This is a genomic window from Corticicoccus populi (genome assembly GCF_042686195.1).
Classification (GTDB): domain Bacteria; phylum Bacillota; class Bacilli; order Staphylococcales; family Salinicoccaceae; genus Corticicoccus; species Corticicoccus populi.
The window spans coordinates 100,476-121,208 of sequence record NZ_JBHUOQ010000004.1 but is presented as its reverse complement, the minus strand read 5'-3'; the positions used below and the strand labels follow the sequence as shown (position 1 = coordinate 121,208).

Below are 20,733 nucleotides of genomic sequence, written 5' to 3'. Positions count from 1 at the left end.
AGCAGTTATTTTTGTTTATTATCTTTAATGGCTTTTTTAACTTGTGCAATTTCATCCTCGATTGCGTGCAGCTGACTCTCGAGTTTATCGATGTTATGACCGGTGGATTCTACTTTCTCAAGATCCCCCTGAACACGTACATAGTCGTGCTTCAACTCACGCAGTTTATATTCTAAATCCATGGAATCACCTTCTTTAAATACTATTTGTATCATATCATATGCTTTTAGAGAAAAGGAATGACAATATTATGGAATCCTGCATTGAATAAAAAAACGGCACCGTTAAAGGTGCCGTGGGAATACAGCTTAATCGTCTGTTGTAATTAATTCACCGGTTTCTGCATTAATAACTACGTCGTAATCATTACCGCCGTCTGCATCTCTGATTTCAATTTCATATATCAGCTGACCGTCTTCCATTTCCAGAGTGAACCCTTCGAGCTCACCGCCGACTTCATCAATCGCGGTCTGTACCGCTTCATTAAAAGGAACGGCATCGTCATAGCTGAAACTTTCAATATTAATGTTGTTATCCTGTTCTGTGTGCTCGTTAATGACGCTTAAATCCTCAACTGAAACCTGCAGTTCATACTCGTCATCACTTGTTTCAAGGTTTACCTCATAAACCCATGTGTTGTTATCATTATCAAGTTCAAGACTTACAAGGTCACCTTCAAAGTTTTCATGCGCTGTTGCAATGGCATCAGCAGGATCAGTCGTAATGTTGTCAAGAGAGATGGAATTGCTGCTGCCGTCGATTGAACCATTTGAGTCGTTCGTATTTTCTTCGGTGCTGTCATCATTTGATCCGGAGTCTTCTGCGGTACTGTCATCAGTATTTTCATTTGAGTTATCGGCAGTTGATGTGTCCTGTGATGCATTTGTATCGTCAGTGTTTTCATCATTATTACTGCCGCACGCAGCAAGTGCTGCTGTACTGAGTATAATGATAAGCATTTTGTAGTATGACTTCATAAATATCATTCCTTCTTTCTGATTCAAATAAATTTTATCTGCAGTATTTATTAACCGTTTTCATGAGAATATAAACAAATTTCTTTCAAAAGTGTATTGTTATTTACCGTCTGCAGTCATAAAATGAATAGCGTACAGTAGATTGGAGGTTGCTGTGTGACAGAAGCAAAACAACTTTTGATAAAGCGATACATATTTTTTTCGGCGGGACTGATTATACTCTCGCTCGGAGTAACTTTGACGATAAAAGGACATGTCCTCGGATTGTCTCCGTGGGATGTGCTTCATTACGGACTGTGGGAAACTTTCGGCCTTACAATTGGTTCGTGGGGGATTATTATTGGTGCAGTAATTGTCATTATTACCTCTATTGCAATGAGGAAGCTCCCGGCAGCAGGGGTGTATATCAATATGTTCTGTATTGGAATTTTTATTGATATATTCAATTTCCTGCTGCCTGACCCTGAAAATCTGACAGTTCAGATTGTGCTTTTCTGCCCCGGCGTCATTGTGATGGCGTTTGGTGTTGCATTTTATATCACACCGAACCTCGGTGCGGGGCCGAGAGATTCTTTAATGCTGGTCCTGGTACAGAAATTCAATTTTAAATTGTCCAGTGCGCGTAACGTGATGGAACTGGGCGCGTTGTTCTTCGGCTTTTTACTCGGTGGTCCGGTGTTTATCGGGACACTGTTGATTGTACTGTGTCTCGGCAAACTGATTGAAAAGTTTCTTCCTATTACTAGAAGGATGTTGGTGCGTTACCTGGGGCATGATGATCCAAACATTATAAAAGTAAAAAATTAAAAACGACAGGAGAAAGTGATGAAAAAGTTTTTTGACTTTGACGGCTTGGGAACAAATTACAGACGGGAAATTATTGGTGGTTTGACGACGTTTTTGTCTATGGCATATATTCTGGCAGTGAACCCTGCAATGCTCTCTCTGCAGGGAGTAGACGGTATTCCTGATGAGATGCGTATGGATATTAATGCAGTGTTTGTAGCGACATGTCTTGCAGCTTTTGTGGGGTCCATTCTGATGGGGGTCATCGCGAAGTATCCGATTGCGCTGGCACCGGGGATGGGGCTTAATGCCTTTTTCGCATTTACTGTTGTCCTGACAATGGGAATTCCATGGCAGACTGCTTTAACAGGTGTTTTATTTTCAGGCGTAATATTTGTACTGCTGACTGCGACAGGTTTACGTGAATATATTATTAATGCGATACCAATGGAGATGAAAATGGCGGTCAGCGCAGGGATAGGCTTTTTCATAGCCTTTGTCGGCCTGCAGGGTGCGGGTATTATTGTCAGTGAACCAAACACACTCGTACATATTGGAGATTTTCATAACTCTCATGTGCTTCTTGCAGTTTTCGGGATTGTCATTACAGTCGTATTAATGGTAAGAAAAGTTCCGGCGGCAATATTTATCGGTATGGTTCTGACTGCGGTCGGGGGTCTTTTGACAGGTCTTCTGCCGATGCCTGAAGCTGTTGTGAGTTCAGTACCGAGTGTTGCTCCGACTTTCGGCGCAGCATTTGAAAACATCCTTGATCCTTCTGCAATATTTAATGTACAGTTTTTAATAGTTGTCCTGACGTTTTTGTTTGTGGACTTCTTTGATACAGCGGGTACACTTGTCGGTGTTGCGTCACAGGCAAACCTGATTAAAGATAATAAACTGCCTCGTGCAAGTAAAGCATTGTTTGCGGATGCGACCGCGACAATTACCGGTGCGATTTTCGGGACGTCCACTACGACATCTTATGTAGAATCAACTGCAGGTGTAGCAGCTGGAGCGAGAAGCGGCTTTGCAAGTGTTGTTACAGCATTTTTATTTTTAGCGGCATTGTTCTTTTCACCGCTGATTGTTATGTTCACTTCGGAAGTGACTGCACCGGCGCTTATTATTGTAGGTGCACTGATGGCATCGAATCTTGCAAAGGTAGACTGGACGAAGTTTGAAGTGGCGGTTCCGGCATTCCTTGTGGTATTAATGATGCCTCTGACTTACAGCATTGCAACAGGAATTGCAGTCGGCTTTATCTTCTATCCGATTACGATGATTATGTCGGGCAAGAGAAAAGAAGTTCATCCTATTATGTATGGGTTGATGGTGCTCTTCATCTTATACTTTATATTTATAGCACAGTAAATTTACTTTCTAAATTTTCGAACAATAAAGAATTTAAATAATATCGAAGAAAAGCAAAAAAATCTCGGGTAATCTGTTGATTTTTTTGTTTTTTTCGTGTAATATAACTTCCGTTGGACTTAAAAGGCACATCAGTGTGTCTTCATTCAGAAAACCATGTTAAAGCCTAGAGCCTATCGGTTTTCGCAATCGACGAAGCGAGAGGTTACTGACACGCCCGGCCGCTTTGCCATGGCTGCGTGCTGGAGAATTTTCGTGGAGAAGTCTATCAAACTTATGATGACGACCAAAAGGAGGTTAAATAATGGCAAAACAAAAAATTCGTATTCGTTTAAAAGCGTATGATCACAGAGTGCTGGATCAATCAGCAGAGAAAATTGTTGAAACAGCTAAACGTTCTGGAGCAGATGTTTCCGGTCCGATCCCTCTTCCAACTGAGAAGACTGTTTACACAATTATCCGTGCGACTCACAAGTACAAAGATTCTCGTGAGCAGTTCGAACAACGTACGCACAAACGTCTTATCGACATTTTAAACCCTACACCAAAAACAGTTGATGCTCTTATGGGCTTAAACTTACCATCAGGTGTAGACATCGAAATCAAATTATAATTTTTTCAGGAGGTGCGACTTTCGATGACCAAAGGAATCTTAGGTAAAAAAGTGGGTATGACTCAAGTTTTCGGAGAAAACGGTGAGCTTATACCAGTAACTGTAGTAGAAGCTGCAGGAAACGTAGTATTACAAAAGAAAACAGAAGAAACTGACGGATACAATGCTGTACAAATCGGTTTCGACGACAAACGTGAATACTTTGAAGGTGCTAGATCTAACAAGTATGCAAACAAAGCAGAAACTGGACATGCAAAAGCTTCAGGAGCTGCTCCTAAGCGCTTCGTACGCGAATTCAAAAACTTAAGCGTTGATGAATTTGAAATCGGTCAAGAAGTCACTGTAGATACATTTGAAGCAGGGGACTTTGTAGACGTAACGGGAACTTCTAAAGGTAAAGGTTTCCAAGGTTCAATTAAACGCCATAACCAGTCACGCGGGCCAATGAGCCACGGTTCACACTATCATAGAGGACCAGGTTCAATGGGTACTATGCAGGACGCTCACGTAATCAAAGGTAAAAAATTACCTGGACGTATGGGTGGCGACACTACTACTCTGCAAAACCTAGAAATCGTACGTGTAGATGCGGATAAAAACGTTATTCTTATTAAAGGAAACGTACCGGGTGCACGTAAAGGATATATAAAAATTGCATCAGCAACTAAAAAGAGTGTTAAATAGGACAAATTAGGAAGGGAGGATTTAACACATGACAAGCTTAGATGTCTTATCAAAAGAAGGTACGAAAGTAAATTCAGTTGAGCTAAACGAAGAAATTTTTGGCATTGAGCCAAATCAACACGTGCTTTTCGAAGCTGTGAACCTTCAGCGTGCATCACTTCGTCGTGGTACACACGCAGTGAAAAACCGTTCTGCAGTGCGCGGTGGCGGTAGAAAGCCATACAAACAAAAAGGAACTGGTAACGCACGTCAAGGTACAATCCGTGCGCCGCATTATACCGGCGGTGGTGTTGTATTTGGACCAACTCCAAGAAGTTATTCATACAAAATGCCTAGAAAAATGCGTCGCTTGGCAATTCGTTCAGCTTTATCAGCTAAAGTAAACGAAGAAGTGCTTTCAGTAGTGGAAGATTTCACAATTGAAGCACCAAAAACAAAAGATTTTCTCGCGATTCTTGAAAATCTTGACGCAGATAAGAAAGTACTACTTGTACTGGGTAATGAAGATGCAAACATTGAACTATCTTCAAGAAACCTGCAAGGCGTTACAGTACTTACACCGGAACAGCTTAATGTTCTGGATATCCTTTCTGCAAACCGTGTTATCTTCACGGAAGGCGCAATCACTAAAGCAGAGGAGGTACTTCTGTAATGGATGCACGCGACATTATCAAACGTCCGGTAATTACTGAACGTTCAGCAGATTTAATGCAACTTGACAAATACACATTTGATGTAGACGTGAGAGCGAATAAAACTCAGGTGAAACATGCGGTTGAAGAAATTTTCGATGTAAAAGTTGAAAAAGTGAACATCATGAACTACAAACCGAAGAAAAAACGCATGGGTCGTTACCAAGGCTACACAAACAGAAGAAGAAAAGCGATCGTAACATTAAAAGAAGGTTCAATCGATATATTCTAAATTGAACATTACCATTAAGGAGGTAAAACGAGATGGCTATTAAAAAGTATAAGCCGACCACAAACGCTCGTCGTAATATGACTGGTTCGGACTTCGCAGAGATTACTTCAACAACTCCGGAACGTTCATTATTACAGCCGCTTCCGAAAAAAGCGGGTCGTAACAACCAGGGTAAAATCACTGTACGTCACAAAGGTGGCGGACACAAACGTCAATACAGAATCATTGATTTCAAACGTATTAAAGACGGTGTACCTGCGAAAGTAGCGACAATCGAGTACGATCCAAACCGTTCAGCAAACATTGCATTAGTAAATTATGCTGATGGTGAGAAAAAATACATTCTTGCACCTAAAGGTCTTCAAGTAGGTCAGGAAATCATGAGTGGACCTGAAGCAGATATCAAAACTGGTAATGCTTTAACACTTACAGATATCCCTGTAGGTACAACAATCCACAACATCGAATTAAAACCAGGACGCGGCGGACAGCTTGCACGTTCAGCTGGTGCCAGCGCACAGGTTCTTGGTAAAGAAGGTAAATATGTACTTGTCAGACTTAAATCAGGTGAAGTACGTATGATTCTTGCAACTTGCCGTGCAACAGTTGGTTCTGTTGGTAATGAGCAGCATGAGCTGATCAACATCGGTAAAGCCGGTCGTTCAAGATGGCAGAGAAAACGCCCTACAGTACGTGGTTCTGTAATGAACCCTAACGACCACCCACACGGTGGTGGTGAAGGTAAGGCGCCAATCGGTCGTCCGTCACCAATGTCACCTTGGGGTAAACCAACTCTTGGTAAGAAAACCCGTAAAGGTAAAAACCGTTCTGATAAGTTAATCGTAAGAAGACGTAAGAAGAAGAAATAATACAATCAATAGTGTGCGGGTTTAAGATCCGCACACATTATTGGAAGGAGGCGCCAGTATGGCTCGCAGTCTTAAAAAAGGACCTTTCGTTGATGGACATCTTATGAAAAAGGTGGAAAACCTTAACGAAACTAACAAGAAAAGCGTAATTAAAACTTGGTCTCGTCGCTCAACAATTTTCCCTAACTTCATCGGACACACTATCGCAGTGTATGATGGACGTAAACATGTACCAGTCTATGTTACAGAAGATATGGTTGGTCACAAATTAGGAGAATTTGCTCCAACAAGAACTTATAAAGGTCATGGAAACGACGACAAGAAGACAAAAAGATAAGTAGATTTAACTCGTCAAGAAGGAGGAACGTATAATGCAAGCGAAAGCAGTTGCTAAAACAGTTAGAATTGCACCGCGTAAAGTGAGATTAGTATTAGACTTAATCCGCGGAAAAGAAGTCGGTGAAGCAGTTTCTATCTTAAAGCTTACTAACAAAAGAACATCACCGGTCGTTGAGAAATTAATTAAATCAGCGGTAGCGAATGCAGAACATAACTATGATATGGACATCGATAACTTAATCGTTTCTGAAGCGTATGCTAACGAAGGTCCAACACTTAAACGTTTCCGTCCACGTGCGCAAGGACGTGCGACAAAAATCAACAAACGTACCAGCCACATCACAATCGTTGTTTCTGAGCCGGTATTAGAAGATGTTGAAGAAACAGAAGAAACACAAGTGGAAGAAAACGCATAAAACCTTAAGGAGGGAATTAATTTGGGTCAAAAGATTAATCCAATTGGACTACGTACTGGAATTATCCGTGACTGGGAAGCTAAATGGTATGCTGACAAAGACTTCGCGGATCTGTTACACGAAGACTTAAAAGTACGTAAATATATTGAAACAAACCTTAAAGATGCTTCGGTCTCAAAAGTTGAAATTGAGCGCGCGGCAAATCGTGTGAATATCGCACTTCATACTGGTAAACCTGGTATGGTAATCGGTAAAGGTGGTAGCGAAATTGATAAACTTCGTACTGCTTTAACTAAATTAACTGGCAAAAGAGTACACATCAACGTTATTGAAATCAAAAAAGTTGATATGGACGCTAAACTGGTAGCAGAAAACATTGCCCGTCAATTAGAAAACCGTGTATCTTTCCGTAGAGCACAAAAGCAAGCGCTCCAACGTGCTATGAAAGCAGGAGCTAAAGGTATCAAAACACAAGTATCTGGTCGTTTAGGCGGTGCTGATATTGCACGTGCTGAAGGATATAGTGAAGGAACTGTCCCACTTCATACTTTACGTGCTGACATTGATTATGCACATGAAGAAGCTGACACAACATACGGTAAATTGGGTGTCAAAGTATGGATTTATCGTGGAGAAGTTCTTCCTGTCAAAAATGACAATAAGTAAAGGAGGAAATTTGGAATGTTATTACCTAAAAGAGTAAAATACCGTCGTCAACACCGTCCCGACACTAAAGGTCGTTCAAAGGGCGGAACACAAGTAACATTTGGCGAGTACGGTTTACAAGCGACAACAACATCTTGGATCACATCAAGACAAATCGAATCAGCACGTATTGCAATGACACGTTACATGAAACGTGGCGGTAAAGTATGGATCAACATTTTCCCACACACGCCGTATACAAAGAAACCATTAGAAGTACGTATGGGTTCAGGTAAAGGTGCAGTTGAAGGATGGATTGCAGTTGTAAAACCTGGACGTATTATGTTTGAAATTGCTGGGGTGGAAGAGGAAGTAGCAAGAGAAGCGCTTCGTTTAGCTAGTCATAAACTTCCAGTAAAAACTAAAATCGTTAAACGTGAAGAATTAGGTGGTGATACGAATGAAAGCTAAAGAAATCCGCGATTTGACAACAACTGAAATTGAAACAAACGTTAAAGAATTGAAGGAAGAACTCTTCAACTTACGCTTTCAGCTAGCTACAGGTCAGCTAGAAAACACTGCTCGTATCAAAGAAGTAAGAAAAACTATCGCAAGAATGAAAACTACTATCCGCGAGAGAGAGCTGGAAGAAGCTAAGGCTAATCAATAATTATAGGAGGGTTATACAGTGGAAGGTAAAAACGAACGCAAAGTTTACCAGGGCCGCGTAGTATCCGACAAAATGGATAAGACAATTACGGTAATGGTTGAAACTTATAAAAAACACCCTATCATTGGTAAACGTGTAAAGTACTCTAAAAAGTACAAAGCACATGATGAAAAAAACACTGCTAAAATGGGCGATATCGTACGTATCCAGGAAACTCGTCCGTTATCAGCAACTAAACGTTTCCGTCTAGTGGAAGTCGTTGAAGAATCAGTAATTATCTAACAATCGAAGATAAAGGAGGTCCATTCGCATGATCCAACAGGAAACCCGCTTAAAAGTGGCAGATAACTCAGGTGCTCGTGAAGTACTAACGATCAAAGTTTTGGGTGGAACTGGCCGCAAAACTGCGAATATTGGTGATGTTATTGTTGTAACTGTTAAGAATGCAACACCAGGTGGCGTTGTCAAAAAAGGCGACGTTGTCAAAGCTGTAATTGTAAGAACTAAATCAGGCGTACGCCGTGAAGACGGTTCATATATTAAATTTGATGAGAACGCATGTGTAATCATCAGAGACGATAAAGGTCCTAGAGGTACTCGTATCTTCGGTCCAGTTGCACGTGAACTTCGCGAAGGAAACTTCATGAAGATCGTTTCACTTGCACCAGAAGTATTATAATCATAAATAATAAGGAGGTGCGCTTCCATGCACGTAAGAACAGGAGATAAAGTCGTTGTAATCAGCGGCAAAGACAAAGGCAAACAAGGTACTATTTTAAAAGCCATCCCTTCAAAAGACCGCGTTGTCGTTGAAGGTGTGAACATGATTAAAAAGCACCAAAAGCCATCTCAAATGAATCCTGAAGGTGGAATTCTTGAAACAGAAGCACCAATTCACGTTTCAAACGTAATGCATGTTGATCCTGAAACAGGAGAACGCACTCGTGTCCGTCATGAAATCAAAGAAGACGGTACAAAAGTGAAAATTGCTGCTAAGTCTGGTAAAGAAATCCCGACAGTAAAATACGAAAAGAACTAAAGCATTAGTGGAAGGAGGTCAATATAGTGGCACGTTTAAAAGATAAATACAATGAGTCAGTAAAAACTGAGCTTGTAAACAAATTTAACTATTCTTCTGTAATGGAAGTACCAAAAATCGAAAAAATCGTTGTGAACATGGGTGTTGGTGATGCAGTTCAAAACTCTAAAGTACTAGATACTGCAGTTGAGGAACTTGAAGCAATCACTGGTCAAAAAGCACTTATCACTAAAGCGAAAAAATCAATCGCAACTTTCAGACTTCGTGAAGGAATGCCAATCGGCGCTAAAGTAACACTTCGCGGTGAAAGAATGTATGAATTCCTGGATAAACTAATCGCAGTTTCATTACCACGTGTAAGAGACTTCAGAGGTGTTTCCAAGAAATCATTCGATGGTCGCGGTAACTACACATTAGGTGTTAAAGAACAGTTAATTTTCCCTGAAATTGACTACGATAAAGTATCTAAAGTAAGAGGTATGGATATCGTAATCGTTACAACTGCGAACACAGACGAAGAGGCGCGCGAACTTTTAACACAGTTTGGTATGCCATTTCAAAAGTAAGCTATAAGGAGGCGAAATTGTGGCTAAAAAATCAATGATTGCTAAACAGCAAAAAGAACAAAAATATAAAGTTAGAGAATATACACGCTGCGAAAGATGCGGACGTCCGCATTCAGTAATTCGTAAATTCAAACTATGCCGTATCTGTTTCCGTGAACTTGCTTACAAAGGCCAGATTCCTGGTGTTAAAAAAGCAAGCTGGTAATCGCCATAAATTGAAAGGAGGCAAATTGTAATGACAGTATCAGATCCAATTGCAGACATGTTAACACGCATTAGAAATGCGAACATCGTTAGACATGAATCATTAGAAATCCCTGCATCTAACATCAAAAAAGAGATTGCAGAAATTCTTAAATCAGAAGGTTTCGTAAAGAATGTTGAATATATTGAAGATGATAAGCAGGGCGTAATTCGTGTATTCCTTAAATACGGTGCGAACAACGAACGCGTTATCACTGGACTTAAAAGAATCTCTAAGCCTGGCTTAAGAGTATACGCGAAGAGAGAGGAACTGCCTAAAGTACTTAATGGTTTAGGTGTTGCATTAATCTCTACTTCAGAAGGTGTGCTTACTGATAAAGAAGCACGCAAAAGAAATACTGGCGGGGAAGTACTCGCATACGTTTGGTAATAAACTTTTAGGAGGTGCAATTAATGAGCCGTGTAGGTAAACGTATTATTAATATCCCAAATGATGTTACATTAACAATCGACGGATCAACTGTTACAGTTAAAGGTCCTAAAGGTGAACTTGTAAACACTTTTAATGAGGATATGTCTTTTAATCAAGAAGAAAATACTCTTGAGGTTGTAAGACCAACTGATTCTAAAGAGCACCGTACGATTCATGGTACAACTCGTGCCCTGATCAACAACATGGTTGTTGGTGTTTCAGAAGGATTTTCAAAAGAACTTGAGCTTGTCGGTGTAGGTTACCGTGCTCAAATGCAAGGTAAGAAATTGGTTCTTAATGTTGGACTTTCTCACCCGGTTGAATTTGATCCTTCAGACGATCTTACTATCAGCGTTGATGGTAATACTAAAGTTAAAGTTGAAGGAATCAACAAAGAATATGTTGGAGCACTTGCTTCTAAAATCCGTCAGGTACGTCCGCCGGAACCTTATAAAGGTAAAGGTATTCGTTACAAGGATGAGCGTGTTCGTCGTAAAGAAGGAAAAACTGGTAAATAATTATTAAAGTGAGGAGTGAATATTAATGATCTCGAAAATTGACAAGAATAAAGTACGTCAGAAGAGACATCAACGTGTGCGTAACGTGTTAAGCGGTACTAGCGAAAGACCACGTTTAAACGTTTTCCGTTCAAACAAAAACATTTATGCACAAATCATTGATGACAGCGGGCAAGTCACTTTAGTCAGCGCTTCTACACAGGATTCAGATTTCAAAGGTGAAAATGGTTCTAACATTGAAGCTGCCAAAGAAGTTGGCGCACTTGTTGCAAAACGTGCTAAAGATAAAGGTATTGAAAGCGTAGTATTTGACCGCGGAGGCTATTTGTATCATGGGCGAGTACAAGCTCTTGCAGAAGCAGCGCGTGAAAATGGACTGCAATTCTAATAGAAGGAGGGAATAACATTTATGGCTCGTAGAGAAGAGAAAGTACAGGAATTCGAAGAGCGAGTAGTTACGATTAATCGTATCGCTAAAGTAGTTAAAGGTGGACGTCGTTTCCGTTTCTCAGCACTTGTAGTTGTCGGAGACAGAAAAGGACGTGTTGGGTTCGGTACTGGTAAAGCACAGGAAGTACCTGAAGCAATCAAAAAAGCGATTGAAGCTGCTAAGAAGGATTTGATCAATGTACCTATGGTAGATGGAACTATTCCACATGAAATCATTGGTCGATTCAGTTCAGGCCGTGTATTTATGAAACCAGCCGCTCCTGGTACAGGGGTTATCGCAGGTGGACCGGTTCGTGCCGTATTAGAGCTTGCAGGTATCACTGATATCTTAAGTAAATCACTTGGTGCAAACACACCAATCAATGTGGTTCGTGCAACAATGACAGGTCTTGAAGAACTTAAAAATGCTGAAGACGTTGCGAAATTACGCGGCAAATCAGTAGAAGAGATTCTAAATTAAGGAGGGACATCAATAATGGCAAAGATTAAAATTACCCTCAAAAAAAGTATCATTGGTAAGCCGGAAACTCAAAGAAAAACTGTTGCTTCATTAGGTTTGAGAAAGCTTAACCATTCTGTTGAGCATGAAGATACACCTCAAATCAGAGGACAGGTTCGAAAAGTGAGTCACTTGGTTACAGTAGAAGAAAAATAATGATATTATAAAAATGGGAGGTGTACACATGAAATTACATGAGATGAAACCAGTTGAAGGTGCTCGTAAAGCACGTAACCGTGTTGGGCGTGGTATGTCTTCAGGTAATGGTAAAACTGCTGGTCGTGGTCATAACGGTCAGAACTCACGTTCAGGCGGTGGAGTTGGTCTAACTTTCGAAGGTGGACAGCTGCCTTTATTCCGTCGTATCCCTAAGCGTGGTTTTACTAACATCAACCGTAAAGAATACGCAATCGTAAGCTTGAGCGATTTAAACCGCTTTGAGGACGGTACTGAAGTTACTCCAGCATTACTAGTAGAGAACGGCATTGTTAAGAATGAAAAGTCTGGTATCAAAGTACTCGGAAACGGTACTCTTGAGAAGAAGTTAACAATTAAAGCTCATAAGTTTTCTAGTTCAGCTGCTAAAGCAATTGAGGAACAGGGCGGAACTCCAGAGGTGATCTAATTGATTAATACGATCTCCAATTTCTTTAGAATTAAAGAAATACGCAACAAGATATTCTTCACTTTGGCAATGCTTGTGATATTTAAAATAGGTACTTATATCCCGGTGCCGGGTGTTGACCCAAGAGTATTCGATATGAATATGGGTGAACAGGGTATTCTCGATTTGATGAATACTTTCGGCGGCGGCGCATTAATGAACTTCTCCATCTTAGCGATGGGGATTATGCCTTATATCACGGCCTCTATCGTAGTACAGTTACTGCAGATGGATGTTGTGCCGAAGTTTGCTGAATGGGCTAGACAGGGAGAAGTCGGCCGTCGTAAACTTGCACAGTTTACAAGATATTTCACAATTGTTCTGGCATTTATCCAGTCAATCGGTATGTCTTATGCATTTAACCAAATGTTCGGCGGTATGTTGATTGATAACAATCACTACAGCTCGTACTTACTCATCGCACTTGTATTGACTACAGGAACAGCATTCCTTTTATGGCTGGGTGAGCAGATTACGAGTCACGGAGTGGGTAATGGTATTTCAATCATTATCTTCGCAGGAATTCTTTCCGCACTTCCGAATGCATTGATTCAGTTATATCAACAAAGATTTACCGGAGCAGAAGATACAACAATGGCAATTATAGAAGCTGCTGCATTAATCATCTTTTTACTGCTGCTTACTGCTTTCGCAGTATTCATATTACAGGCAGTACGTAAAATACCGATTCAATATGCGAAGCGTCAACGAACGACTTCACAATTGGCACCGCAGTCAACATTCCTGCCGTTGAAAGTGAATCCTGCCGGGGTTATTCCGGTTATTTTCACAATGGCATTCTTTATGCTTCCGCAGACCTTATCGTTATTCTTCCCGGATGCTAACTGGGCTCAGCAAGTAGCAAGATTCGCCGACCCTTCAAATTGGCTTGGCATGATTTTCTATGTAATAATCATCATTGCGTTTACGTACTTCTATGCTTTTGTACAGGTAAATCCTGAGAAAGTAGCTGACAATCTGCAGAAGCAGGGCAGCTATGTACCAGGAATACGGCCGGGTAAAAACACACAGGATTATATCACTTCAGTGTTATACAGACTTGTGTTTGTCGGTTCACTGTTCTTAGCTGGAATTGCAGTACTTCCGCTGATTATTACGAACTTCATGGATCTGCCGCCCGCAATTCAAATTGGCGGTACAAGCTTACTCATTGTTATCGGTGTTGCATTAGAGACAAGTAAACAATTAGAAGCACAAGCGAATCAGAGAGAATACCGTGGTTTTAGAAAACGTAGGTAGGAGGATAACGCGGATGAATATTATATTGATGGGATTGCCTGGTGCCGGCAAAGGTACTCAGGCGGCCAAAATTATCAAGAAATACCCGATCCCTCACATTTCTACCGGTGATATGTTTCGTTTGGCAATTAAAAATGAAACAGAACTGGGTAAAGAAGCTAAGTCCTACATGGACAAGGGTGAACTCGTCCCTGATGAAGTGACAATCGGCATTGTAAAAGAAAGATTGTCACAGAGTGATGCAAGAGACGGCTTTTTGCTGGATGGCTTTCCTCGTACTGTTGAACAGGCTGAAGCACTCAATGGTATTATGGATGAGCTTGGTACTCAAATTGATCGTACGATTAATGTTGAGGTTGAAGAAGAAGAGCTGATGAACCGCTTAACTGGCAGACGGATTTGTGAAGTCTGCGGTACTGCTTATCATTTAGTGTTTAACCCGCCTAAAGAGAGCGGCGTATGTGACCTTGATGGTGGTAAGTTATACCAAAGAGAAGATGACAATCCTGAAACAGTGGCGAACCGTCTTGAAGTAAACTTGAAGCAGACAGCACCGCTTTTGGATTTCTATAAAAATCAAAATGTCCTTTCCAACGTTGATGGATTAAAGGATATTGATGAGGTCTTTAGTGAAGTTGATGAAATTTTACAGGACTTATAGAATATTCACCTCTTTCGGTACTTTAAGGTGAATGTGGAAAGTAGCTTGGTAAATATATGGGTTCAATATTTTAACGTTAAGTGTATATCAATCTTCACCTGAAGTATATTTCGAATGAAATATAAAGCTGTAAAGGGGGAAAAAAAGTGAGTAAACAAGACGTAATCGAACTTGAAGGTACAGTACTTGATACTTTACCGAACGCAATGTTTAAAGTAGAACTCGAAAATGGACATGAGATCTTGGCTCATGTATCAGGTAAAATTCGTATGAATTATATACGTATTCTTCCTGGCGATAAAGTAACGGTAGAAATGTCACCATATGATTTAACACGTGGCAGAATCACTTATCGTTTTAAATAATGGACTCCACATTTTAAGGAGGTAATACACGTGAAAGTAAGACCATCAGTAAAGCCAATCTGTGAGAAATGTAAAGTTATTCGCAGAAAAGGTAAAGTTATGGTAATCTGTGAGAACCCTAAGCATAAACAGAAACAAGGATAATATAAAATCGGAGGTGTCAAACTATGGCTCGTATTGCAGGAGTTGACGTACCACGTGACAAACGTGTCGTAATCTCTCTCACTTATATCTACGGTATCGGTCCGACTAGATCTAGTGAAGTTTTAGCAAAAGCTGGTGTTGATGAGAGCACTCGCGTTAAAGATTTAACAGAAGACGAATTAAACAAAATCCGTGAAGCCGTTGATGGTTATAAAGTCGAAGGTGACCTTCGCCGTGAACAAAACCTAAACATCAAACGTCTGATGGAAATTGCTTCTTACAGAGGTATTCGTCATCGTCGTGGACTGCCGGTTCGTGGTCAAAAGACTAAGAACAACGCTCGTACGCGTAAAGGTCCAGTAAAAACAGTTGCTAATAAGAAGAAATAATAACTGATAAAGGAGGAAGAATAAATGGCTCGTAGACAACAATCTCGTAAGCGTAGAGTGAAAAAGAATATTGAAGCTGGTGTGGCACACATCCGCTCAACATTTAATAACACAATCGTAACTATTACTGATGAATTCGGTAATGCTCTATCTTGGTCATCTGCAGGTGCACTTGGTTTCAAGGGTTCAAAGAAATCCACGCCATTCGCTGCACAAATGGCTTCAGAAACTGCTTCAAAAGCAGCTATGGAACACGGACTTAAAACAGTTGAAGTAACAGTTAAAGGTCCTGGTGCTGGCCGTGAAGCTGCGATTCGTGCATTACAATCTGCAGGTCTTGAAATTACTGCAATTAAGGATGTTACTCCTGTACCGCACAATGGTTGCCGTCCACCAAAACGCCGCCGTGTGTAAGTAGTTCCGAGAAGATAGAAGTGACGCTTTAGAACACATGGTTGCATAACATTTCCGGCGTTTAAAGGGAGGAAAAGTTTACAAATGATAGAAATCGAGAAACCTAGAATTGAAACAGTTGAAGTATCGGAAGATTCTAAGTTTGGTAAGTTTGTTGTTGAACCTCTTGAGAGAGGATACGGAACAACACTTGGGAACTCCTTACGTCGCATTCTTTTATCATCATTACCTGGTGCGGCTGTAAAAACGATAGAAATCGAAAACGTACTGCACGAATTCTCAACAGTTGAAAATGTTGTTGAAGATGTAACAACAATTGTCACAAGCATTAAACAGCTTGCTCTTAAAATTTATTCTGACGAAGAAAAAACTTTGGAAATAGATTTTAACGGCGAAGGTGTTGTGAAGGCTTCCGACATTACTCATGACAGTGATGTTGAAATCCTGAATCCAGACCTTAAAATTGCAACTGTCTCAAGTGGTGGACAGTTCAAAATGCGCATGCTCGCAGATAACGGCCGCGGATACGCACTTGCTGATGATAACAATAAGAGTGAATTACCAATCGGTGTCATTCCAGTAGACTCTATTTACACACCAATTGAGCGTGTGAATTATACAGTGGAGAATACACGTGTAGGACAAATGACAAATTTCGATAAGCTGACTTTGGATGTTTGGGCTGACGGCTCAATCACACCGCAGGAAGCTGTTTCGTTGGCAGCTAAAATTATGACTGAGCATTTGAATATTTTCGTTGGTCTGACTGATGAAGCTCAAAATGTTGAAATCATGATTGAAAAAGAAGAAGACCAGAAAGAAAAAGTACTTGAAATGTCTATTGAAGAACTTGATTTATCTGTACGTTCATATAACTGCTTGAAACGTGCCGGTATTAATTCTGTTCAGGAATTAACCGATAAATCAGAACCTGATATGATGAAAGTACGAAACTTAGGACGTAAGTCACTTGAAGAAGTTAAGTTCAAACTCGAAGACCTAGGCTTGGGCCTTCGTAAAGAAGACTGATTAAAGGAGGTAAACTTTCATGGGTTACAGAAAACTAGGACGTACATCCAACCAAAGAAAAGCGATGTTACGTGACTTAGCAACATCTCTTATCGTGAGCGAGAGAATCACTACAACTGAACAACGTGCGAAAGAACTGCGTAAAGTTGCTGATAAACTTGTTACACTTGGTAAGAAAGGTGATCTTTCTGCAAAACGTCGTGCGGGTCAAACTGTACGTAATGTAGAAATCATCAATGAAGATGGAACAACTCAATATGCACTTCAAAAATTATTTGAAGATATCGCTCCACGTTTTGAAGATCGTCAAGGTGGATACACTAGTATCAAGAAATTAGGCGAACGTCGTGGTGACGGTGCTGAGCTTGTTGTTATCGAATTCGTAGAAGGCGCTGCAGTTGCTACTGAAGAAGCCTAATCTATAAAAGCAGATTGAGTGTCACGATGATAGTCCTTCATGGACTATCGTCTAGCTCTACGTATCCTGCAGGCTATAATTAAATATTTCGCGCGGCTCTTAATGCAGGGTACGCGCTTTTTTTACATATAATGAGGCGGTGGAAGATATGATCGAACTGGATAATATAACATATAAATATAAAGAAGACGGTGCAGTCGTCCTCGATCATATCTCTATGGCCATTGAGCAGGGTGAGTGGCTGTCTATAATCGGTCATAACGGCTCCGGGAAAAGTACACTTGTTAAAATTATTATGGGTATCATCAGTGACTACAGTGGAATAATTAAAGTGAATGGTATTGAACTCAACAGCAGCAACAGTTATGACATCAGAAAGAAATTTTCAATTGTATTTCAGAATCCTGATAATCAGTTTGTCGGTGCGACTGTGGAAGATGATGTCGTTTTCGGTCTTGAAAATCATGGTGTACCAAGACAGGAAATGATTGAACGCACTGAAGCTGCGTTAAAGGCTGTTAATATGATTGATTACAGAACACATGCACCGGCACGCTTGTCAGGCGGTCAGAAACAGCGGGTTGCCATTGCCGGGGCACTCGTTATGAACCCTGATGTTTTAATATTGGATGAAGCAACTTCCATGCTTGATCCGGAGGGCAGAGCTGAAGTGCTTGAGATTCTGCGTGAGATTCACAAGACAGGCAGAACAACGATTATTTATATTACACATGACTTAACAGAGATTGAGGACAGTGACCGTGCAGCAATTTTAAAAGATGGAAAAGTGATCAGCAGTGGAACAATTGAGGATATATACAGTGACACTAAAGCATTAACCGGCAGCAATCTTGTACTGCCGTTTCAGATGGAAATATCTGATTCGCTGTTAGGCGGTACATACGTCACATATGATGAGCTGGTGGAACGGTTATGAATATTGAAGTTAAACAGTTAATGAGCACGTATAACGCCAATACACCGTTTGAACATTTAGCTTTAAATAATGTCTCAACCACATTTGAGTACGGTAAATACTACGGTATTATCGGTAAAACCGGATCCGGGAAATCAACGCTGATCCAGCACTTAAATGGTCTCTTACTGCCGTCATCGGGTGAAGTCAGTGTAGATGATTTAACACTTAGGAAAAAAACAAAACAAAAATATATTCACCAGGTGAAACAGCGGGTGGGCATGGTTTTTCAATTCCCGGAACACCAGCTGTTTGAAGAGACGGTTCTTAAGGATGTGATGTTCGGTCCTTTAAACATCGGCATGTCAAAAGATGAAGCAGAAAAAAAGGCAGTCGAATATCTGCATCTGATGAATATTCATGAAGATGACTTTAAACGCTCGCCATTTGATTTATCCGGCGGACAAATGAGGAAAGTTGCGATTGCAGGTATCCTTGCCATGGAACCGAAAGTACTGATACTGGATGAACCGACTGCGGGTCTTGATCCGAAAAGCCACATTGAAACAATGCAGCTGTTTAAGGAAATCCATCAAAGAATGGGGATTACTGTTATTCTGATTACCCATGATATGAATGATGTTTATGAATATACAGATGAAGTGAAGCTTTTAAGCAGCAGCCGTCTGATTACAGAGGGCAGCACAGAAAAAATACTCACCAATCAGTCACTTCTTGAAGAATACCACCTCGATATACCACATGTAGTAAGACTGACACAGGACCTTCGGAAAAAAGGTGTTGTACTCAGCAGGCTGCCGAAAAATACAGAAGAATTTATTATTCTGTATGAAGAGTGGAGGGATAATCATGCTGAGTAAAATGCTGCTCGGCCGGTATATTCCGGGTAACAGCCTGGTCCATGGACTGGACCCCAGAGCTAAAATTCTGATGGTTCTGATGTTCATGGTCATTGTGTTCTTTGCCAACCACTGGACCGGATACGTACTGCTGATACTATTCGTACTGCTGATTACAAAGATGGCCAACCTAAGAGTGATATTTTTATTTAATGGTTTAAAGCTCATATTTATTATTATTCTGTTTACTTTCTTTATGCATTTGTTTTTCACAAAAGGCGGAACAGTTCTATTGGACGCCGGTTTCTTTACGATTGAATCTGAGGGAATCATAACAGGGATATACATCACTATCCGCTTAATGATGCTTGTTGTCGTTACAACCATACTCACTTTGACAACCAGTCCGATTGACCTGACAGATGCGATTGAGAAGCTCGGCACACCGCTTAAGAAAATAAAGGTACCGATGCATGAGCTTGCGATGATGATGTCCATCAGCCTGCGATTTATACCGACCTTAATGGATGAGACAGAGAAAATTATAAAAGCACAGAGTGCAAGAGGTTCTACCTTTATGACAGGACCTTTAAAATCACGGATCCGTGCACTGGTGCCTGTTTTCATCCCGCTCTTTATCTCTGCATTTAAGCGTGCTGAAGAGATGGCTGTCGCGATGGAAGTGAGAGGATACCGTGGGGAGGAAGGACGTACCACCTACCGCGTGCTGAAGTGGACAAAGAAGGATACGTTTGCGGTAATTACGGTTATTTTATTTGGAGTCATTTTATTTTTAGTGAGACAGTGAGGGACAATTAATGCGCTTATTAGTAAAACTGCAGTATAACGGACAGCACTTTCACGGCTTCCAGTACCAGCATGGTCTCCGTACAGTGCAGGGAGAGCTCGAAAGTATACTCACAAAAATGCATAAATCCTTTGTCCGGATTCATCCGGCTTCACGCACGGACCGCGGAGTTCATGCATTGGAGCAGTGTATTCATTTTGACACAGAACTTGCGATACCCAGTGAGCGCTGGAAATTTATATTGAACCGGAATTTATCTGAAGACCTTCATGTTTCAGAAGTGACAGAGGTAGAATCATCCTTCCATGCAAGGTATTTAACGACCGGGAAAACATACCGCTATAAAATATATACGACGAAGGATAGAAATCCATTTTATATGGGTTTAAAAACGCACCATCCCTATCCGCTGGATATAGAGAAGATGAAGTCTGCAATGGCACCGTTTATCGGTGTGCATGACTTTACAAGCTTCTCAAGTGCTAAAGGCACCATTCAGAATAAAGAGCGTGAGATTACGGATTTCCGGCTGATTGAAACAGAAGACGGGTTTGATTTTGTGATTACAGGAAGCGGCTTTTTATATAATATGGTCAGAATTATTGTTGCCTATATTCTTGAGGTCGGAGAAGGAAGGCGTGAAGAAGACACACTGAACATTATTAATGCGAAAGAACGGACGCTCGTGCCGAGAACAGCACCGGCGGAAGGACTTTATTTGGAAAGAATATATTATGACTAAGATTTAATACATTCAGGG

37 protein-coding genes are annotated in these 20,733 nt (G+C 40.8%); 35 read left to right on the top strand and 2 right to left on the bottom strand.

Annotated features, from left to right (window positions below; all coding sequences use genetic code 11):
* Positions 1-5 precede the first annotated feature (5 nt).
* Positions 6-182, bottom strand: a complete 177-nt coding sequence (locus ACFSX4_RS10350; protein ID WP_377774293.1) for an SE1832 family protein — start codon at positions 180-182, stop codon at positions 6-8.
* A gap of 126 nt (positions 183-308) precedes the next feature.
* Positions 309-977: a PepSY domain-containing protein gene (locus tag ACFSX4_RS10345; RefSeq protein ID WP_377774291.1), complete on the bottom strand. Its 669-nt coding sequence runs from the start codon at positions 975-977 to the stop codon at positions 309-311.
* A 156-nt stretch (positions 978-1,133) separates the two neighbouring features.
* Between ACFSX4_RS10345 and ACFSX4_RS10340 the strand changes: the two genes are divergently transcribed.
* The 35 genes from ACFSX4_RS10340 (at position 1,134) to truA (ending at position 20,715) form a co-directional block, all read left to right on the top strand.
* Positions 1,134-1,784, top strand: coding sequence for a YczE/YyaS/YitT family protein (locus tag ACFSX4_RS10340; protein WP_377774289.1), 651 nt, complete (start codon positions 1,134-1,136; stop codon positions 1,782-1,784).
* An 18-nt stretch (positions 1,785-1,802) separates the two neighbouring features.
* Positions 1,803-3,137: an NCS2 family permease gene (locus ACFSX4_RS10335; protein WP_377774288.1), complete on the top strand. Its 1,335-nt coding sequence runs from the start codon at positions 1,803-1,805 to the stop codon at positions 3,135-3,137.
* 304 nt (positions 3,138-3,441) lie between these two features.
* Entirely contained in the window at positions 3,442-3,750 is a 309-nt protein-coding gene (gene rpsJ, locus ACFSX4_RS10330) for a 30S ribosomal protein S10 (protein WP_377774286.1), read from the top strand.
* 24 nt (positions 3,751-3,774) lie between these two features.
* Positions 3,775-4,434: a 50S ribosomal protein L3 gene (rplC, locus tag ACFSX4_RS10325; RefSeq protein ID WP_377774284.1), complete on the top strand. Its 660-nt coding sequence runs from the start codon at positions 3,775-3,777 to the stop codon at positions 4,432-4,434.
* Positions 4,435-4,462: 28 nt separating this feature from the next.
* Positions 4,463-5,086, top strand: a complete 624-nt coding sequence (gene rplD, locus ACFSX4_RS10320) for a 50S ribosomal protein L4 (RefSeq protein ID WP_377774282.1) — start codon at positions 4,463-4,465, stop codon at positions 5,084-5,086.
* Positions 5,086-5,358: a 50S ribosomal protein L23 gene (gene rplW / locus ACFSX4_RS10315; RefSeq protein ID WP_377774280.1), complete on the top strand. Its 273-nt coding sequence runs from the start codon at positions 5,086-5,088 to the stop codon at positions 5,356-5,358. Before rplD ends, rplW begins: the two co-directional genes overlap by 1 nt.
* Before the next feature lie 32 nt (positions 5,359-5,390).
* Positions 5,391-6,227 carry a 50S ribosomal protein L2 gene (rplB, locus tag ACFSX4_RS10310; protein WP_377774278.1) on the top strand — a complete coding sequence of 279 codons (837 nt, stop codon included), beginning with the start codon at positions 5,391-5,393 and terminating at the stop codon, positions 6,225-6,227.
* Between the two features lie 58 nt (positions 6,228-6,285).
* Entirely contained in the window at positions 6,286-6,564 is a 279-nt protein-coding gene (gene rpsS / locus ACFSX4_RS10305) for a 30S ribosomal protein S19 (protein ID WP_377774276.1), read from the top strand.
* 34 nt (positions 6,565-6,598) lie between these two features.
* Positions 6,599-6,982: a 50S ribosomal protein L22 gene (gene rplV / locus ACFSX4_RS10300; RefSeq protein WP_377774274.1), complete on the top strand. Its 384-nt coding sequence runs from the start codon at positions 6,599-6,601 to the stop codon at positions 6,980-6,982.
* A 21-nt stretch (positions 6,983-7,003) separates the two neighbouring features.
* Positions 7,004-7,648 (top strand): 30S ribosomal protein S3, encoded by a 645-nt coding sequence (gene rpsC, locus ACFSX4_RS10295; RefSeq protein WP_377774272.1) that lies wholly within the window; start codon positions 7,004-7,006, stop codon positions 7,646-7,648.
* Positions 7,649-7,663: 15 nt separating this feature from the next.
* Positions 7,664-8,098, top strand: a complete 435-nt coding sequence (rplP, locus tag ACFSX4_RS10290) for a 50S ribosomal protein L16 (RefSeq protein WP_377774270.1) — start codon at positions 7,664-7,666, stop codon at positions 8,096-8,098.
* Entirely contained in the window at positions 8,088-8,297 is a 210-nt protein-coding gene (gene rpmC, locus ACFSX4_RS10285; RefSeq protein ID WP_377774268.1) for a 50S ribosomal protein L29, read from the top strand. The genes rplP and rpmC overlap by 11 nt, the downstream gene beginning before the upstream one ends.
* Before the next feature lie 18 nt (positions 8,298-8,315).
* Positions 8,316-8,579, top strand: coding sequence for a 30S ribosomal protein S17 (gene rpsQ, locus ACFSX4_RS10280; protein WP_377774266.1), 264 nt, complete (start codon positions 8,316-8,318; stop codon positions 8,577-8,579).
* Between the two features lie 28 nt (positions 8,580-8,607).
* Positions 8,608-8,976, top strand: coding sequence for a 50S ribosomal protein L14 (rplN, locus tag ACFSX4_RS10275; RefSeq protein WP_377774264.1), 369 nt, complete (start codon positions 8,608-8,610; stop codon positions 8,974-8,976).
* Positions 8,977-9,003: 27 nt separating this feature from the next.
* Positions 9,004-9,336 carry a 50S ribosomal protein L24 gene (gene rplX, locus ACFSX4_RS10270; RefSeq protein WP_377774262.1) on the top strand — a complete coding sequence of 111 codons (333 nt, stop codon included), beginning with the start codon at positions 9,004-9,006 and terminating at the stop codon, positions 9,334-9,336.
* 26 nt (positions 9,337-9,362) lie between these two features.
* Positions 9,363-9,902 carry a 50S ribosomal protein L5 gene (gene rplE / locus ACFSX4_RS10265; protein WP_377774260.1) on the top strand — a complete coding sequence of 180 codons (540 nt, stop codon included), beginning with the start codon at positions 9,363-9,365 and terminating at the stop codon, positions 9,900-9,902.
* 19 nt (positions 9,903-9,921) lie between these two features.
* Positions 9,922-10,107, top strand: a complete 186-nt coding sequence (locus tag ACFSX4_RS10260) for a type Z 30S ribosomal protein S14 (RefSeq protein ID WP_377774258.1) — start codon at positions 9,922-9,924, stop codon at positions 10,105-10,107.
* Between the two features lie 30 nt (positions 10,108-10,137).
* A complete protein-coding gene (gene rpsH / locus ACFSX4_RS10255) occupies positions 10,138-10,536 on the top strand; it encodes a 30S ribosomal protein S8 (protein ID WP_377774256.1) in 399 nt (132 codons plus the stop codon).
* A 23-nt stretch (positions 10,537-10,559) separates the two neighbouring features.
* Positions 10,560-11,096, top strand: coding sequence for a 50S ribosomal protein L6 (rplF, locus tag ACFSX4_RS10250; RefSeq protein WP_377774254.1), 537 nt, complete (start codon positions 10,560-10,562; stop codon positions 11,094-11,096).
* 25 nt (positions 11,097-11,121) lie between these two features.
* On the top strand, positions 11,122-11,484 hold the full coding sequence (gene rplR / locus ACFSX4_RS10245; RefSeq protein ID WP_377774252.1) for a 50S ribosomal protein L18: 363 nt from the start codon (positions 11,122-11,124) through the stop codon (positions 11,482-11,484).
* Between the two features lie 21 nt (positions 11,485-11,505).
* Positions 11,506-12,006, top strand: coding sequence for a 30S ribosomal protein S5 (gene rpsE, locus ACFSX4_RS10240; RefSeq protein ID WP_377774250.1), 501 nt, complete (start codon positions 11,506-11,508; stop codon positions 12,004-12,006).
* Between the two features lie 15 nt (positions 12,007-12,021).
* Positions 12,022-12,201, top strand: a complete 180-nt coding sequence (rpmD, locus tag ACFSX4_RS10235; RefSeq protein ID WP_377774248.1) for a 50S ribosomal protein L30 — start codon at positions 12,022-12,024, stop codon at positions 12,199-12,201.
* A 28-nt stretch (positions 12,202-12,229) separates the two neighbouring features.
* On the top strand, positions 12,230-12,670 hold the full coding sequence (rplO, locus tag ACFSX4_RS10230; protein ID WP_377774246.1) for a 50S ribosomal protein L15: 441 nt from the start codon (positions 12,230-12,232) through the stop codon (positions 12,668-12,670).
* On the top strand, positions 12,671-13,969 hold the full coding sequence (gene secY / locus ACFSX4_RS10225) for a preprotein translocase subunit SecY (RefSeq protein ID WP_377774244.1): 1,299 nt from the start codon (positions 12,671-12,673) through the stop codon (positions 13,967-13,969).
* 13 nt (positions 13,970-13,982) lie between these two features.
* Positions 13,983-14,630, top strand: coding sequence for an adenylate kinase (locus ACFSX4_RS10220; RefSeq protein ID WP_377774242.1), 648 nt, complete (start codon positions 13,983-13,985; stop codon positions 14,628-14,630).
* Positions 14,631-14,776: 146 nt separating this feature from the next.
* Positions 14,777-14,995, top strand: coding sequence for a translation initiation factor IF-1 (gene infA, locus ACFSX4_RS10215; RefSeq protein WP_017547668.1), 219 nt, complete (start codon positions 14,777-14,779; stop codon positions 14,993-14,995).
* Positions 14,996-15,025: 30 nt separating this feature from the next.
* Positions 15,026-15,139, top strand: coding sequence for a 50S ribosomal protein L36 (gene rpmJ / locus ACFSX4_RS10210; RefSeq protein WP_003156543.1), 114 nt, complete (start codon positions 15,026-15,028; stop codon positions 15,137-15,139).
* Positions 15,140-15,162: 23 nt separating this feature from the next.
* Positions 15,163-15,528, top strand: coding sequence for a 30S ribosomal protein S13 (rpsM, locus tag ACFSX4_RS10205; protein ID WP_377774238.1), 366 nt, complete (start codon positions 15,163-15,165; stop codon positions 15,526-15,528).
* Positions 15,529-15,552: 24 nt separating this feature from the next.
* Positions 15,553-15,942, top strand: coding sequence for a 30S ribosomal protein S11 (gene rpsK / locus ACFSX4_RS10200; protein ID WP_377774236.1), 390 nt, complete (start codon positions 15,553-15,555; stop codon positions 15,940-15,942).
* Between the two features lie 84 nt (positions 15,943-16,026).
* Positions 16,027-16,971 (top strand): DNA-directed RNA polymerase subunit alpha, encoded by a 945-nt coding sequence (locus ACFSX4_RS10195; protein WP_377774234.1) that lies wholly within the window; start codon positions 16,027-16,029, stop codon positions 16,969-16,971.
* 19 nt (positions 16,972-16,990) lie between these two features.
* Entirely contained in the window at positions 16,991-17,389 is a 399-nt protein-coding gene (gene rplQ, locus ACFSX4_RS10190; RefSeq protein ID WP_377774232.1) for a 50S ribosomal protein L17, read from the top strand.
* A gap of 148 nt (positions 17,390-17,537) precedes the next feature.
* Entirely contained in the window at positions 17,538-18,326 is a 789-nt protein-coding gene (locus ACFSX4_RS10185; RefSeq protein ID WP_377774230.1) for an energy-coupling factor transporter ATPase, read from the top strand.
* Positions 18,323-19,186 carry an energy-coupling factor transporter ATPase gene (locus ACFSX4_RS10180; protein WP_377774228.1) on the top strand — a complete coding sequence of 288 codons (864 nt, stop codon included), beginning with the start codon at positions 18,323-18,325 and terminating at the stop codon, positions 19,184-19,186. The genes ACFSX4_RS10185 and ACFSX4_RS10180 overlap by 4 nt, the downstream gene beginning before the upstream one ends.
* Positions 19,176-19,973, top strand: coding sequence for an energy-coupling factor transporter transmembrane component T family protein (locus ACFSX4_RS10175; protein ID WP_377774226.1), 798 nt, complete (start codon positions 19,176-19,178; stop codon positions 19,971-19,973). Before ACFSX4_RS10180 ends, ACFSX4_RS10175 begins: the two co-directional genes overlap by 11 nt.
* Before the next feature lie 10 nt (positions 19,974-19,983).
* Entirely contained in the window at positions 19,984-20,715 is a 732-nt protein-coding gene (gene truA / locus ACFSX4_RS10170) for a tRNA pseudouridine(38-40) synthase TruA (RefSeq protein ID WP_377774224.1), read from the top strand.
* Positions 20,716-20,733 lie beyond the last annotated feature (18 nt).

What these genes read in the sequence shown, in the direction of transcription:
- ACFSX4_RS10350 (WP_377774293.1), bottom strand. Translation starts at nt 182, where the DNA reads ATGGATTTAGAATATAAACTGCGTGAGTTGAAGCACGACTATGTACGT.
- ACFSX4_RS10345 (WP_377774291.1), bottom strand. Translation starts at nt 977, where the DNA reads ATGAAGTCATACTACAAAATGCTTATCATTATACTCAGTACAGCAGCA.
- ACFSX4_RS10335 (WP_377774288.1), top strand. Translation starts at nt 1,803, where the DNA reads ATGAAAAAGTTTTTTGACTTTGACGGCTTGGGAACAAATTACAGACGG.
- rpsJ (WP_377774286.1), top strand. Translation starts at nt 3,442, where the DNA reads ATGGCAAAACAAAAAATTCGTATTCGTTTAAAAGCGTATGATCACAGA.
- rplC (WP_377774284.1), top strand. Translation starts at nt 3,775, where the DNA reads ATGACCAAAGGAATCTTAGGTAAAAAAGTGGGTATGACTCAAGTTTTC.
- rplD (WP_377774282.1), top strand. Translation starts at nt 4,463, where the DNA reads ATGACAAGCTTAGATGTCTTATCAAAAGAAGGTACGAAAGTAAATTCA.
- rplW (WP_377774280.1), top strand. Translation starts at nt 5,086, where the DNA reads ATGGATGCACGCGACATTATCAAACGTCCGGTAATTACTGAACGTTCA.
- rplB (WP_377774278.1), top strand. Translation starts at nt 5,391, where the DNA reads ATGGCTATTAAAAAGTATAAGCCGACCACAAACGCTCGTCGTAATATG.
- rpsS (WP_377774276.1), top strand. Translation starts at nt 6,286, where the DNA reads ATGGCTCGCAGTCTTAAAAAAGGACCTTTCGTTGATGGACATCTTATG.
- rplV (WP_377774274.1), top strand. Translation starts at nt 6,599, where the DNA reads ATGCAAGCGAAAGCAGTTGCTAAAACAGTTAGAATTGCACCGCGTAAA.
- rplP (WP_377774270.1), top strand. Translation starts at nt 7,664, where the DNA reads ATGTTATTACCTAAAAGAGTAAAATACCGTCGTCAACACCGTCCCGAC.
- rpmC (WP_377774268.1), top strand. Translation starts at nt 8,088, where the DNA reads ATGAAAGCTAAAGAAATCCGCGATTTGACAACAACTGAAATTGAAACA.
- rplN (WP_377774264.1), top strand. Translation starts at nt 8,608, where the DNA reads ATGATCCAACAGGAAACCCGCTTAAAAGTGGCAGATAACTCAGGTGCT.
- rplX (WP_377774262.1), top strand. Translation starts at nt 9,004, where the DNA reads ATGCACGTAAGAACAGGAGATAAAGTCGTTGTAATCAGCGGCAAAGAC.
- rpsH (WP_377774256.1), top strand. Translation starts at nt 10,138, where the DNA reads ATGACAGTATCAGATCCAATTGCAGACATGTTAACACGCATTAGAAAT.
- rplF (WP_377774254.1), top strand. Translation starts at nt 10,560, where the DNA reads ATGAGCCGTGTAGGTAAACGTATTATTAATATCCCAAATGATGTTACA.
- rplR (WP_377774252.1), top strand. Translation starts at nt 11,122, where the DNA reads ATGATCTCGAAAATTGACAAGAATAAAGTACGTCAGAAGAGACATCAA.
- rpsE (WP_377774250.1), top strand. Translation starts at nt 11,506, where the DNA reads ATGGCTCGTAGAGAAGAGAAAGTACAGGAATTCGAAGAGCGAGTAGTT.
- rpmD (WP_377774248.1), top strand. Translation starts at nt 12,022, where the DNA reads ATGGCAAAGATTAAAATTACCCTCAAAAAAAGTATCATTGGTAAGCCG.
- rplO (WP_377774246.1), top strand. Translation starts at nt 12,230, where the DNA reads ATGAAATTACATGAGATGAAACCAGTTGAAGGTGCTCGTAAAGCACGT.
- ACFSX4_RS10220 (WP_377774242.1), top strand. Translation starts at nt 13,983, where the DNA reads ATGAATATTATATTGATGGGATTGCCTGGTGCCGGCAAAGGTACTCAG.
- rpsM (WP_377774238.1), top strand. Translation starts at nt 15,163, where the DNA reads ATGGCTCGTATTGCAGGAGTTGACGTACCACGTGACAAACGTGTCGTA.
- rpsK (WP_377774236.1), top strand. Translation starts at nt 15,553, where the DNA reads ATGGCTCGTAGACAACAATCTCGTAAGCGTAGAGTGAAAAAGAATATT.
- ACFSX4_RS10195 (WP_377774234.1), top strand. Translation starts at nt 16,027, where the DNA reads ATGATAGAAATCGAGAAACCTAGAATTGAAACAGTTGAAGTATCGGAA.
- rplQ (WP_377774232.1), top strand. Translation starts at nt 16,991, where the DNA reads ATGGGTTACAGAAAACTAGGACGTACATCCAACCAAAGAAAAGCGATG.
- ACFSX4_RS10185 (WP_377774230.1), top strand. Translation starts at nt 17,538, where the DNA reads ATGATCGAACTGGATAATATAACATATAAATATAAAGAAGACGGTGCA.
- ACFSX4_RS10180 (WP_377774228.1), top strand. Translation starts at nt 18,323, where the DNA reads ATGAATATTGAAGTTAAACAGTTAATGAGCACGTATAACGCCAATACA.
- ACFSX4_RS10175 (WP_377774226.1), top strand. Translation starts at nt 19,176, where the DNA reads ATGCTGAGTAAAATGCTGCTCGGCCGGTATATTCCGGGTAACAGCCTG.
- truA (WP_377774224.1), top strand. Translation starts at nt 19,984, where the DNA reads ATGCGCTTATTAGTAAAACTGCAGTATAACGGACAGCACTTTCACGGC.